This window comes from Colwellia sp. MB02u-14, assembly GCF_014076915.1.
In the GTDB taxonomy this organism is placed as follows: Bacteria; Pseudomonadota; Gammaproteobacteria; order Enterobacterales; family Alteromonadaceae; genus Colwellia_A.
The window spans coordinates 19,757-34,371 of record NZ_JACGUX010000088.1; the positions used below are offsets into that span (position 1 = coordinate 19,757).

Below are 14,615 nucleotides of genomic sequence, written 5' to 3' on the forward strand. Positions count from 1 at the left end.
CCCCTCAAAACAAACTTAATGAATAAAAATATTAATTAATATCCCTCTCGGAGGGGTTATGTCTTCAAATAAAGTTACCTTAAAATTAATCGCTTCTTTTGCTAAAGCTATGACTAGTTGCTCAACAAGTCAGGTACTTGCATTACTCATTATGCCGCTACTTCTCACGTTGGCTATGGCTATGGTGATGGTCAATCCGTTAAGGAAAAACACTCATGAATAAGCATAAATTTGTTCAACCGTTTTGTATGAAATTTGTTGTAGGAATTCTAGCTTTTACATTTTTATCAGCAAGTGCTACACCGTTGCCTTTAAAGAATAGTAACGCACCGCTATCTTTTACAAAGGCAGTTAAGGCCGCTCAAAAAAATGATCCTTGGTTAACAGGGAATGTGCATAAGCAAAGCGCTATTGAATCAATGAATAGGGCGGTTAATACTTTGCCAGACCCCAAAGTGTCAGTGACTCTGGCAAATTTACCGGTGAATGGTTTTGATTTTGGCCAAGAAGGTATGACACAGGCTAAAGTGGGCATTTCACAAATGTTTCCTCGTGGAGATACTTTAGCCATTAAAAGCCAACAACTTAAAATACAAAGTGAAGCGTTTCCTTATCAAAGAAAAGACAGGGAATCAAAGGTCGCCGTAACGGTTGGAAGTTTATGGTTAGACGCTTATCGAATTCAGCAAAGTATCGTTCTAATTGGAAAAAACAGATCGTTATTTGAACAGTTAGCCGATGTAGCAACAGCAAGCTATTCATCTGCCTTAGGTAAAACACGTCAGCAAGATATTGTTCGAGCACAATTAGAGTTGACCTATTTAGATGACAGGTTAGATAAATTAGCACAACAGAAAAATCACTATGAGGGAATGCTTTCTCAGTGGCTAGCCACGTTTTCAAGGGGAAGTAACTCAGGTGATGAAACATACTCAGTCACTGATTATTCTTTAAACAACACTTTACATAATATCGTGCTCAGCCAAGAGTTACCCCAAATAGCGTTACTTACTCCTGATTTAGCTACCAAAGAAAGTTGGCTAAAGCCAAGTGAATTGATCGCACACTTCTTAAGCCACCCGTCTGTTATGGCATTCGAAAACAAGATAAAAGCTACTAAAACAGGCATCAAGTTAGCACAGCAAAAGTACAAGCCTGAATGGGGAGTAACCGCAAGTTACGGGTATCGCACGGATGATCCTATGGGCAGAAGTCGAGCTGACTTATTCTCTGTTGGTGTGACATTCGATTTGCCACTTTTTACTGAAAATCGACAAGACCAAGAAGTTAAATCAGCGATATCTCAAACCGAAGCGATGAAAACAGAGAAGTTACTCTTACTTCGACAATTACTTGGTGCTTATTCGAGTGCAAAAGGAAGATTACTGCGTTTAAAAGACCGACAAAACTTGTATACAACCCAATTATTACCACAAATACACGATCAAGCAGAAGCCTCTTTGACTGCCTATACCAATGATGATGGCGACTTTTCAGAAGTTGTTCGTTCACGTATCGCGGTGTTAAATGCCGAAATAGACGAGTTAACCATTAACGTAGAAGAACAAAAAATACGGCTAGAACTTAACTACCTGTTTATAGGTAATCTTGGTATGGCAGCGAAACCACAAAAAACAAACAACGTGAATTTAACCAGTAGCCGTAAAAAAACGGTTGTTTGGGGAGAAGAATAATGAGTACAACGACCTCAGCAAAACCAATAATTCTGGGCATAATAATCGGCGGCATTCTCACTTTTAGTGCCACTCGCTTTATTACGCCGCTAGAGACTAACCAAGCAACCACCATGGTATCCCAAGAGAAAAAACCAATTTATTGGGTCGCACCAATGGATGCAAATTATAAAAAAGACAAACCAGGTAAGTCGCCGATGGGAATGGATTTAGTGCCTGTCTATGATGATGGCGGTGCCGGCCCAAATGAAGGTGCAGGCACCATTCGCATATTACCAGATGTTATTAATAACTTAGGGGTACGCACGGTAACAGCAAATTATAAGTCATTACATACGGAAATAAACACTGTGGGTTATGTTGCTTATAATGAAGACAAACTTGTTCATATTAACCCGCGTGTGCAGGGATGGATAGAGAAGCTCTATGTTAAGTCAGTTGGCGATCGTGTTAAAAACAATCAACCTTTATATGATATATATTCTCCAGAGTTAGTGAATGCTCAAGAGGAATTATTATTAGCAGTAGATAGAAAAAATAGTCGACTAATAAAGGCTGCAGAAAATAGATTGTCGGCATTACAGCTTTCTAAAGTCGCTATTGAAAAACTCAAAGAAACGAAAAAAGTTCAACAGCGAATAACCTTTTATTCACCACAAAAGGGCGTTGTTGAAAATCTTAACATACGTGAAGGCTCATTTGTAAAACCAGGTTCTACGTTAATGTCAATTGTTGACCTTTCTGAAGTTTGGGTTGAAGCTGAAGTTTTTGAAAGACAAGCTGGGCAAGTTAAAATGGCGACACCCGCCACAATGACACTTGATTATTTACCGGGCAGAACATGGGAAGGTCAAGTGGATTATATCTATCCAACGCTTAATGCTAAAACACGTACAGTGAAAGTACGTTTACGCTTCGATAATGAAAAAGGTGAATTTAAACCAAATATGTTTGCGCAAATTGCCATTCATACAACCGATGATGAACAAGCGCTGATTATTCCAAAAGAGGCCTTGATCAGAACAGGCAAGCAAGACCGAGTTGTGCTTGCATTAGGTGAGGGAAGTTTCAAATCTGTAGAGGTCTTAGTGGGACGTTATGGCAGTGAAAGTGTTGAAATACTTAAAGGGCTTAGCGATGGGGAAGAAGTGGTGAGTTCTGCACAATTTTTACTCGATTCAGAGTCAAGTAAATCGTCTGATTTTAAGCGCATGTATTATGAAGTTTCCGATAAAGAGGCTTCCCAGAAAGTGTCTGACCAAGATAAATCAATGAAGATGAGTGGAAGCAATAGCAAGGTTTCGTCGACATCAGTTTCTTCTGCAACAGTAAATGGAACCGTCGTTTCGGCTATGCTCGATCATCGCATGGTAACTCTCAACCGAGAAGCTATAGAAAAATGGGGACGCGCAGCAGACACCGTTGATTTCATTGTTGATGAGAAGGTTGATATGACCTTATTTTCAAAGCATGCTTATGTGATGTTTACCTTTGAAGTTCGAGATAATAATTTTATTATTGTCAGCGCAATGGCCATGACTAAAGCTGACGCAACAATGAAAAATGTTGCTAACGACCAAGGAGAATAACCATGATCACGGCAATTATTCGTTGGTCTGTTGGTAATCGATTTTTCGTATTGTTAGCGACATTATTACTTGTTGGTGCTGGTTTGTATTCTGTTAGCAAAACGCCCATTGATGCACTACCTGACTTATCAGATGTGCAAGTTATCATCAAAACAAGTTACCCTGGTCAAGCGCCGCAAGTGGTTGAAGATCATGTCACTTATCCAATAACCACTGCTATGCTCTCTGTACCTGGGGCTGCTACCGTGCGCGGTTATTCATTCTTTGGTGACTCTTATGTTTATGTTATTTTTGATGAAGATACTGACCTTTATTGGGCTCGTTCACGGGTACTTGAATATTTAAGTCAAGTTGCGCCAAATTTACCCAGTGATGCTCGCCCTCAACTAGGCCCAGATGCTACGGGTGTTGGCTGGGTATATTTGTATGCGTTAACAGACCCAACAGGTCAACATGATTTAAGCCAATTACGTAGTTTACAAGATTGGTTCTTAAAGTTTGAGTTGCAAACCGTACCGGGTGTATCAGAGGTTTCTACTCTGGGCGGCATGGTTAAACAGTATCAAGTGAGAATTGATCCCGATAAATTACGTGCCTTTGGTATTCCACTTTCACATATTCAAATGGCGATTAAACAAGGTAATCAAGAAATAGGTGCGTCAGTTGTTGAAATGGCCGAAGCCGAATATATGGTAAGGGCTACGGGATACATTAAAAGTGTCGAAGACTTAGAAAATATCCCTCTAGGGGTGAACGAAAATGGCACACCTTTACTGCTAAAAGATGTTGCCGATATAGGCACAGGGCCACAAATGCGACGCGGTGTCGCTGAACTTAACGGCGAAGGTGAAACGGTTGGTGGCATAGTCGTCATGCGGTTTGGCGAAAACGCTCAGCAAGTGATAAACCGTGTCAAAGAAAAACTTGAACAGCTGAAAAAAGGACTACCAGCAGGCGTTGAAATAGTGCCTGTTTATGACCGATCTGCCTTGATTGAACGAGCAGTCGAAAATGTTGCTTATAAATTGCTTGAAGAATTTGGGGTCATCGCGTTAGTTTGCATCATTTTCTTATTTCATGTTCGTTCTTCCCTTGTTGTCATTATCAGTATTCCCGTAGGAATTTTAACGGCATTTATTGTGATGCACTGGCAAGGCCTAAACGCAAATATCATGTCGTTAGGAGGGATTGCCATTGCCATTGGAGCAATGGTAGATGGTGCAATCGTGATGGTTGAAAATATGCATAAGCACATAGAGGCTCTTCCGAAAGATAAGCCCTTAACCAATGAAAATCGTTGGCAAATCGTCAGTGAATCAGCCAGTGAAGTCGGGCCAGCATTATTCTTTAGCTTATTAATTATTACAGTGAGTTTTCTGCCAGTATTTACCTTAGAAGCGCAAGAAGGACGGATGTTTTCCCCGCTAGCTTTTACCAAAACGTATGCCATGGCGGCTTCTGCCGTATTAGCTATTACCTTAGTACCGGTACTTATGGGGTATTTTATTCGAGGAAAAGTGCTGCCTGAGCATAAAAATCCGGTCAATAGATTATTAACTTTTATCTATATGCCTGCGTTGAAAACCGTTTTGCGTTTTCCAAAGATGACGCTAGCAGCAGCATTCGCAATTCTTGCTATTGGGATATATCCATTGGATAAAATCGGTAGTGAGTTTATTCCACCGCTTGATGAAGGAGGTCTGATGTATATGCCAACCACTTACCCTGGTATTTCAATAGGGCAAGCGCGGCAGTTACTGCAACAAACCGATAAGCTGATTAAAACCGTTCCTGAGGTTAAAACGGTGTTTGGTAAGGTTGGTCGAGCCGACACTGCAACAGACCCAGCACCTCTTACCATGATAGAGACCTTTATTCAGTTTAAACCTCAGGACCAATGGCGAGAAGGTGTAACAACTGAAAGTTTGAAACAAGAACTCGATGCGTTAGTGCAACTGCCGGGTGTGACTAATGCGTGGGTTATGCCGATTAAAACACGTATTGATATGTTAGCAACGGGTATTAAAACACCCGTTGGAATCAAGATTGCTGGCCCTAGACTCGATATTATTCAAGATATTGGTAAACAGTTGGAAGTGATTTTAAAAGATGTACCTGGCACCGCGTCCGTTTATTCAGAGCGTGTTGCTGGTGGCAGGTATATAAAAGTGGATATTCAACGAGCAAAAGCCGCACGTTACGGTTTAAATATTGCTGAAATACAGCAAGTTATCGCCACGGCTATTGGTGGGATGAATGTTACTCAAACGGTTGAAGGTTTAGAGCGTTATCCGGTGAGTTTACGTTATCCTCAAGACTATCGTGATTCGCCTGAACAATTATCTTTGTTGCCGATTGTCACCCCTAATGGCCAACGTATTTCATTGGGCGATGTTGCTAATATTATTATCGAGGATGGTCCTCCGGGGATAAAATCTGAAAATGCTCGCTTAAATGGTTGGGCTTTTGTTGATATTGACGGCGTTGATGTTGGGACTTATGTCGTTGCTGCACAGAAAGTGGTCGCTGACCAATTGAAATTACCGGCCGGGTACTCTATTGCCTGGGCAGGCCAATATGAATACATGCAACGTGCTAAAGCTAAGTTGGCTTATGTTGTGCCACTCACTTTATTTATCATTGTTATACTACTTTATCTGAACTTTAGAAATGTGATTGAAGTCGCGATGATCATGGGTACTTTACCATTAGCGATGGTGGGCGGTATTTGGTTAATGTATCTAGAGGGCTACAACTTCTCAGTGGCTGTAGGTGTTGGTTTCATTGCGCTAGCAGGTGTTGCGGTAGAGGTTGGTGTCATTATGTTGGTGTATTTGAATCAAGCTTATCAAGAAATGCTCAGCGAGCACCGCGAAAAAGATATTGCCACTACCAAAGAAGATGTACTTCAAGTGGTTTTACATGGCGCTGGTATGCGTGTTCGTCCGGTGATGATGACTTCAGCGACCATATTTATTGGTTTGTTACCTATTTTGTATGGTACAGGGACCGGCTCTGAAGTGATGGGTCGAATTGCAGCACCTATGATTGGCGGCGTTTTCAGTGCGGTTATATTGACATTACTTGTCTTACCTGCATTATTTTATTTATGGCGTTCCTCATCGATAAAAACCAATGAAGCATAAAAAAAGCCTTGAGATATTTGTTATTCATAGGTTTATGCTTTAAGCAATTGCCAACTAATATTAGTCATGGGAAACATCATGAAAGTAAATGAATTAGTAAAAATGTTAATGGTGACCATCAATACCGTTTGGGATTACACCCGTAATGTTTTTTATTTCCCAATAAAAATGCTCACAATAGGTATAAGTCTTACAGTATTAAAGACCAAAAAAGGTTGAGTTTTATTATAAGCGCTGTATAGCTAGGTTTACTGTAAAAAATATAGAGAAAATACTCGTTGAAGCTAACAAAGGTCACAGTGCATGTCAGCTCGCCAGAGCATTAATTGAGAAAAAACCACGTGAAACTGAGCGTCAGTTTCAGCAAACCTTAGCCTTAAGAAGTCGTTTAACGTCAGCGATAGCTGACTGGCAGAGTAAGCCAAATAAAGCACCAACAAGTGAAATAATTTGTCATTTAATTGAAGATTTCGCTGAAGGCTTAGAGTCAAAGGTTCAATAAGGTGATTCGGTGGTCATTCTCTTATCAACAAAGGAGGCATAAATGAGTCACTCAACAAACAAGTTAAGAGCAACTGAATTATTAACCCTAGAACTTCTCATTGAAGGGGCTGGTTGCGCCAGTTGTGTTGGTAAAATAGAAACTGTTTTGAAAGAAATTATCGGGGTTAAAAACGCCGAAATGAATTTTGCATTACGAACTGTCAGTATCACAATGCAGCAGGACATTTCCCCACAACAATTAATCAAAGCTGTTGAGTCTATTGGTTATAACGCAAAAAGTGCTCAAGATACCAGTGACGAGGAGCTACTAAATGAAAAAGAGGCCGCTGAAAATAAATACTATAAAAAGCTGATGTTACAAACTTGGATTGGCTTAGGTTTAGGTGCGCCGTTAATGCTGTATAGCTTATTAGGCGGACCCATGACGGTAAATTCTAATTTGGAACGCGGAGTTTGGTTGGTCGTTGGTTTGCTCTGCGCGGCAATTATGTATTTTGCAGGAAAGCATTTTTATATTGGCGCTTATAAATCATTGGTTAACCACAGTGCCAATATGGACACCTTAATTGCTTTAGGTACGGGTACTGCTTGGCTGTATTCAATGATAGTGGTGATTTTTCCGTTAGCATTACCTGAAATGGCTCGCCATGTTTATTTTGAAGCGACAGCGATGATCATTGGTTTAATTAACTTAGGTTTAGCACTTGAGGTAAAAGCACGAGGACGCACCAGTGAAGCTATAAAGCGTTTAATCGGTTTACAAGCTAAAACCGCCAGAGTGATAAGAGACGCTAAAGAGCTAGATATTACTATTGAGCAAGTTTTATTAAATGACGAAGTGCGAGTAAGACCTGGCGAGCGAGTGCCTGTTGATGGAACGGTTATTGAAGGTAGCAGTACAATTGACGAGTCGATGTTAACAGGGGAGCCAATGCCTGTTAAAAAAGAGGTTGGTGACAAAGTCGCTGCAGGTACTATTAACAAATCAGGTGCGATTATTTTTAACGCTACCCGAGTTGGAAAAGACACAGCCCTCGCACAAATTATAAGCATGGTGAAACGTGCACAAAACTCTAAACCCCCTATTGGCCGTTTAGCTGATGTTATTTCTGCCTATTTTGTTCCTGTGATTATGATTGTTTCTATTAGTAGTGCCTTAATTTGGTTGAACTTTGGTCCTGAACCTACGGTCGCCTTTGCAGTGATTTCAGCGACCACCGTGTTAATTATTGCTTGCCCTTGTGCCTTAGGATTAGCGACACCTATGTCTGTAATGGTGGGAATAGGTAAAGCCGCAGAAGCGGGTGTACTCATTCGTAATGGTGAAGCGTTGCAAACCTCTTCAAAAATAACAGCAATGGTCTTAGATAAAACGGGAACTATCACTTTAGGTGCACCTAAGGTTACCGATGTCTTGGTGTTTAATAACATGAAGGATAATACTATCTTGTCATTAGTCGCTAGTTTAGAGGCAGGCTCAGAGCACCCTCTGGCACAAGCGATTGTTGACTCAGCTAAAGAGCAAGAATTACCGCTTGATAAAGTTGAATTTTTTAACGCTATCGTCGGGCAAGGCGTTCAGGGTACTGTTAGCGGTGAAAAGCTATATTTTGGTAATGAAAAGCTAATGGTCGAGCAAGGTATTCCCCTTACTCAGGCTATTATTGAACGGGCTCAAGTGATGGCGGGCGAAGCTAAAACGCCGATGTATTTTGCACTAAATAACGAGTTAGCCGCGCTCATTGCTGTGTCAGACCCGATAAAAGAAGATTCAATTTCAGCGATTAAACGTTTACAAGCTAATGGTATTCGAGTGGTGATGTTAACGGGCGATAACCAAGCTACAGCAAAAGCTGTAGCGGATAAAGTGGGCATAAGTGAATTCTATGCTGAAGTATTACCAGAAGATAAGTCATCTAAAATTGCCGAGCTGCAAGCACAGGGAGAAGTAGTTGGGATGACAGGCGATGGTATAAATGATGCGCCGGCCTTAGCGCTTGCTAATGTCGGTTTTGCTATTGGAACGGGCACCGATGTGGCTATTGAGAGTGCAGATATTACCTTAATGAGGGGCTCTCTTCATGGCTTAGCTGATGCCATCGCGGTCAGTAAAGCCACTTTACGGAACATCAAACAAAATTTATTTGGCGCCTTTATTTATAATGCTGCCGGTGTACCCTTTGCCGCAGGGATTTTATATCCATTTTTTGGTGTGTTGCTAAGTCCAGTTATTGCAGGCGCGGCGATGGCTTTTTCTTCTTTGACTGTAGTAAGTAACGCTAATAGACTCAGGTTTTTTAAGCCCCAAGAACACTGATTTATAGATAAAGGAATAAGTAAAATGATAATAACTAATGTAATGGGGGTAGCACTTATAGGGCTTGTTATTTGGTGGTTTTGGCTATATAAACCTGCCAAAGCGGTTGATACAACTACTGAAAATATCACAATAATTGTAAATAATGGTATTTATCAACCAGCTAAAATAAAGGTTGAAGCAGGAAAGGAAGTCTCCCTTAAATTTCTTCGTAAGGATGGTAGTCCTTGCGCGGCAACGGTGATTTTTCCTACGTTTGAAATAAATGTAGAGTTACCGTTGGATATCAGTAAGTCGATTTTTTTACCGTCAATGCCGCCAGGAGAATATCCATTTCATTGCCCAATGAAAATGTATAATGGCACTTTAGTGGTTAAATAACTTTATCTACACATTCACCATGGAATTGTCTACACCCTCCTAAATGAAAGCGTGGGCGGAAGGCGTAATCGATGTTGTGAGCATTGAATAACGATAATTTAATGCGTTATAATTGGCAAGGTTAGCAGAGCAGCCTCTGAAGAAGTACAGTAAACTCTCATTATAAAGTAAAGGTAGTATGCGTTAATGGTAGAAAATCGCAGTCAATTAAAAAGCAATTATGACGATCAAGGTTACGTTGTTATTAGAGATTACTTTAATGCCGCTGAAATTTCATCATTGAGAAAAGTAGTGCTTAAATTTCATGACTTATGGAAAAAAGACAACGCAAAATTCTATCAAGAGGAAGCGTTTAATTCTTCTTTAATTACGGGAAGCCAATACCTGGCGTTCGACGATAGAGTGAAGCTTTTTAACTTCATCAGTTCAAAGAAAGTAATGGATATTGTTGAATCGGTTATAACAAATAATCCTGCATTTATGAATACCCAATTATTTTTCAACCCCGTTGCTCCTAAACAAAAAGATTTTTGGCATCGAGATTGTCAATACGACCATGAAGTTGAAGCGCAAAAAAAAGCGATTCAGGAAACGCAAGTTGTTCACCTTCGCGTGCCTTTATTTGACGAGCTTGGTATGGAACTCGTGCCTGAAACACATAAGCGCTGGGACAATGAAGAAGAATATAATGTCCGACAAGAAGAAAAGGGTAGGCTCAGTAGTGAAAACCTCTCTAGTGGCAAAGCGATTAAGTTAGCCGCAGGCGACTTGTTAGTTTTTTCGGCTGACATGATCCACCGAGGTCTTTACGGAATGGATCGATTAGCGCTAGATATTTTAGTTTTTGATTCAGCTGGAGATTTTGCTGACTACGTTGATGACGACTGTTTACCCGAACGTTCAATGCTGGACAAAATAGATGATCCCAGGTTATTTGTTAATACGCTGCAGTTAAAAACGATTAACCTTAAGTAACAATCCTCAAGGAAGGGGAATACGGTATTAGTCTGTTTGTTTTTTATAACAGCCAAAAAACTTGATTATCGCAAGCTGTTTCACTTAATTCCTTGATGAATCTTAACAGCTTAGATAAGAGCGATTTAAGCTTGTTTCAGATAAACTCTTTTTAATCAAATCAACGACGCAGTATTATCAAAAACGCGCCATTATTTTTTTATGATGTTTGACGTTTTATTCAACAATAAGTAGATTAGGTGATCGTTATTACATTCGTCTATGTTGCATGGCAAATTACTTCTTATCAATACAAATTGAAATGAGGCCATAACTTGCGTAATACACCGAATAAAAATTTATTTAACTTATACTAATATGAGAAATATGAAATTAAGCACACCTTTTTATCTGTTATTAACGCTGGTCATTTTCTCTAGTTCTCCGTTACTCTCAAAAGAACAAAGCAAAGAGCAGTCGAATGTTATTACAATCGTTGCTGCTGAAGATAACTTACCCTTTAGTTTCAACTTACCTGACGGTACTCCTAGCGGACTTTATATTGAGTTTTGGGAACTCTGGTCTAAAATAAATAATATCCCTATACGTTTTGTTGTTGTGCCTTTTAGAGAAAGCTTAGCGTTAATAAAACAGAAAAACACGCTCCATGTTGGACTCTTTAAAAATAAAGCACGAGAACAATGGGCAGACTTCTCATTGCCTATCCATAACGTAAAAACCGGTATCATTTATAATCGTTCAATCAATAAAAACGCGAAGCTTAAAGAACTTCATGACGTAATCATATCGACTCAAAACCATAGTTTTCAAGAGTCATATTTGAGAAAGCACTTTCCAGGTATAGGTTTAACTACATTTGAAATCCTCGATGAGGGAATTGAGCAATTATTAACTAACGATGTTCAGGCTGTGGTTGCTGAATTACCTAATGCTTTTGCACAAATAGCTAAAAAAGGCTTAAGTGGCGTATTCACTATTTCTGATGAGGTAATTGCTTCAAATAATGTCTTTGCGTTGATAGCAAAAGGTCAACCTGAATTATTAGCTAAGGTTAATACAGGTATCGAAAATATTCCGGTTAATCAAATCATCGAATTAGAAAAGAAATGGCTACCAACGTTAAAACCTTTTTTTGAAACAGCGTCAACTAATCCTCATTTAACAGAAATTGAAAAACAATGGTTATCACAAAATAATTCATTTAGTTTGGGGACAGACTCCGCATTTCCACCGTTTGAATTTAACGATCAACAGGGCGTTCATAGTGGTATTTCCGCTGATTACATGCAGTATGCTAAACAACAACTCGGAATAAATTTAACACTTAGGTTAGGCGGTAGTTGGGGCGAAGCGTTTGAGGAATTTAAACGTGGTAATATTGATGTTATGTCTGCCATTTTTTATACAAAAGAACGAGCAGAGTATATTCGTTTTACGGAACCCTATTTTGAAATTTCATTGGTCATTGTCAGTAAAAAGAATGCTTTTTATGCTGAAAGTTTATCATCGCTACGCCACAGAAGGCTTGGCCTAATTGAAGGCTATGTTTATAACGAACTTATTACTCGAGATTATCCCAATATAAATATAGTTGACGTTATTTCGGTTGAAGATGGACTTAAAAAGTTACAGTCTGGTGAAATCGATGCTTTTGTTGATTCAATTGCTGCGATTAATTATGAAATAAACAAAAATAAAATTAATGACCTGATTATCACTTCATTCACTCCTTATACACTTGAATTATCAATGGCCGTTCGAAAAGGACTTGAACCCCTTATTCCTATTTTAAATAAAACTTTTGCCGCTATGAATGAAAAAAAACGTTCTGCTATTGCGAATAATTGGCTGTCGGTTCACGTACAATCAGGGACAAAGTTATCCACTATTCTTTTTTGGGCTCTACCGATAATATCATTGTTGATTTTGATTATTTTAATATTTTTCCGCATGAACAAAAGGCTCAAAACAGAAATTGATGCGCGGGTTGAAAATGAGGGGAAGCGCATTTTAGCGCAAAAAGATTTGGCGGTGCAAAAAAACGCAATGGATGAGCATTCCCTTGTTTTTGTCACCGATACGAAAGGTGTTATTACCTACGCTAATGATAAGTTTTGTGCGATCAGTGGCTATCGGCGTGAAGAACTTATTGGTGAAAATCATCGTATTTTAAATGCAAAAAATCAGTCAAAAGATTATTGGCTCAACATTTACTTGGCAGTTTCTAATGGTGCGTTTTGGCACGATGAAGTGCGGATTAAAGCCAAAGGAGATCAACTTTATTGGTTAGACACGACTATTGTGCCACTTTACGATAACTATAATAAATTCAATGGTAACACCTATATTAGTACTGATATTACCCATCAAAAAGAAACGATTATTCGCCTAGCCCAAGCGAAAAAACAAGCTGATGTTGCCAACGAATCGAAAACTAATTTTTTAGCGAATATGAGCCACGAAATACGTACGCCAATGAATGGTGTAATCGGTATGATTAATCTCTTACTTGATACCCCATTAAATCAAGAGCAGCAAGATTTTGCGAAAACAGTAAAAAGCAGTGCTGAATCGCTGCTAGGGGTTATTAACGATATTCTTGATTATTCTAAAGTTGAAGCAGGTATGTTAGCGCTTGAACCCCTTGAGTTTGATTTAGAATTATTGCTGCATGAACTTGCTAGTAGTCTTGCTTTTCAGGCTCATGATAAAGGGTTAGAACTTATTTTTCCTGCTAATATCATACCTACTCAATCTTTTATTGCAGACTCTGGACGTATCCGACAAATACTTAATAATCTTGTTGGTAATGCGATTAAATTTACTGAACAAGGTGAGGTGTCTGTTTATTGCAAAGTGCAAGAGCAAACAGAGCAACGTACAACACTTCTCTTTGAGATATCTGATAGTGGAATTGGTCTTACTAAACAGCAGAAAAATAAACTTTTTGAACGTTTCAGCCAAGCTGACGGTTCAACTACCCGTAAATATGGAGGTACCGGATTAGGGCTATCGATAAGTAAACAATTAGTTGAATTGATGGACGGTGAAATAGGGATGAAAAGTGTTGAAAGTGAAGGTTCAATATTTTGGTTTACACTCAATATAGCGAATGCCAAAAATACGCCACCAAAGAAATTTTATAACAACTTGCAGAATAAAAAAATACTTGTGGTTGATGATAACTTAACAAACCGAACGTTATTAGGATTACTGCTCACTAAGTGGCAGGTGGAGCATACCTTGGTAGATAATGGCCATAAAGCTTTAGAGAATTTAGAGGAAGCTGCGATACAAGGGTACCCTTATCATATTGCCATTCTTGACATGCAAATGCCTGAAATGGATGGCTTTCAATTAGCGGCGAAAATTAAAGATGGCAGTCGCCTTTTTGCAAATACCTGTTTAATGATGCTTACTTCACAAGGTCAACGCGGTGATGCTGAAAAGCTAAAAACAGCAGGTTTTAACGGATATCTTAATAAACCTATTGATCAGTCTGTTCTTTACAATACCTTAATGACAATAGCAGATGTTAATTCCCCTGAACAATCATTAGTCACGGCTCACAGTGCACGCAAACTTCCTCAATTCAAGGCAAGAGTGCTGGTAGTCGAGGATAATGCTGTTAATCAAAAAGTCGCTCAAGGCTTGTTGAAAAAGTTTGGGGTACAAGTTGACTTGGCTGCGAATGGCGAAGAAGCACTCAGCTCTTTAAACCATTTACCTTTTGATTTAGTGCTTATGGATTGTCAAATGCCAGTAATGGATGGTTATGAAGCCACTCAACGAATTCGCCTTCCCCAATCGAATGTACTTAACCGAAAAATTCCCATCATTGCGATGACCGCAAATTCAATGCAAGGAGATAGAGAGAAATGTTTAGCTGCAGGCATGGACGACTTTATTTCTAAACCAGTAAACCCAAGTAAGCTCCAAGAGGCATTAACGCGTTGGTTATCTGAGCATGAATCTTCTATCACTTAACCAGATGAGAAGCTTGTACAAT

9 protein-coding genes are annotated in these 14,615 nt (G+C 39.4%); all 9 read left to right on the top strand.

The window, feature by feature from the left end:
* The first annotated feature begins 58 nt into the window (after positions 1-58).
* The 9 genes from H4J52_RS18715 to H4J52_RS18755 all read left to right on the top strand — a co-directional run bounded on the left by H4J52_RS18715 (position 59) and on the right by H4J52_RS18755 (position 14,593).
* Positions 59-223 (top strand): hypothetical protein, encoded by a 165-nt coding sequence (locus tag H4J52_RS18715; RefSeq protein WP_182180876.1) that lies wholly within the window; start codon positions 59-61, stop codon positions 221-223.
* Complete coding sequence (locus tag H4J52_RS18720) at positions 216-1,694, top strand: TolC family protein (RefSeq protein ID WP_182225377.1); 1,479 nt, start codon at positions 216-218, stop codon at positions 1,692-1,694. The genes H4J52_RS18715 and H4J52_RS18720 overlap by 8 nt, the downstream gene beginning before the upstream one ends.
* Positions 1,694-3,283 carry an efflux RND transporter periplasmic adaptor subunit gene (locus H4J52_RS18725; RefSeq protein ID WP_182180874.1) on the top strand — a complete coding sequence of 530 codons (1,590 nt, stop codon included), beginning with the start codon at positions 1,694-1,696 and terminating at the stop codon, positions 3,281-3,283. The genes H4J52_RS18720 and H4J52_RS18725 overlap by 1 nt, the downstream gene beginning before the upstream one ends.
* 2 nt (positions 3,284-3,285) lie before the next feature.
* Positions 3,286-6,429: an efflux RND transporter permease subunit gene (locus H4J52_RS18730; RefSeq protein ID WP_182180873.1), complete on the top strand. Its 3,144-nt coding sequence runs from the start codon at positions 3,286-3,288 to the stop codon at positions 6,427-6,429.
* A gap of 78 nt (positions 6,430-6,507) precedes the next feature.
* On the top strand, positions 6,508-6,648 hold the full coding sequence (locus tag H4J52_RS18735; protein ID WP_182180872.1) for a hypothetical protein: 141 nt from the start codon (positions 6,508-6,510) through the stop codon (positions 6,646-6,648).
* Between the two features lie 325 nt (positions 6,649-6,973).
* Positions 6,974-9,250 carry a heavy metal translocating P-type ATPase gene (locus H4J52_RS18740; protein WP_182225378.1) on the top strand — a complete coding sequence of 759 codons (2,277 nt, stop codon included), beginning with the start codon at positions 6,974-6,976 and terminating at the stop codon, positions 9,248-9,250.
* 24 nt (positions 9,251-9,274) lie between these two features.
* Complete coding sequence (locus H4J52_RS18745; protein ID WP_182225379.1) at positions 9,275-9,631, top strand: cupredoxin domain-containing protein; 357 nt, start codon at positions 9,275-9,277, stop codon at positions 9,629-9,631.
* Positions 9,632-9,817: 186 nt separating this feature from the next.
* Entirely contained in the window at positions 9,818-10,606 is a 789-nt protein-coding gene (locus H4J52_RS18750) for a phytanoyl-CoA dioxygenase family protein (RefSeq protein WP_182225380.1), read from the top strand.
* 366 nt (positions 10,607-10,972) lie between these two features.
* The gene (locus tag H4J52_RS18755) at positions 10,973-14,593 is read left to right on the top strand and encodes a response regulator (RefSeq protein ID WP_182225381.1); all 3,621 of its coding nucleotides are present in this window, start codon (positions 10,973-10,975) and stop codon (positions 14,591-14,593) included.
* Positions 14,594-14,615 lie beyond the last annotated feature (22 nt).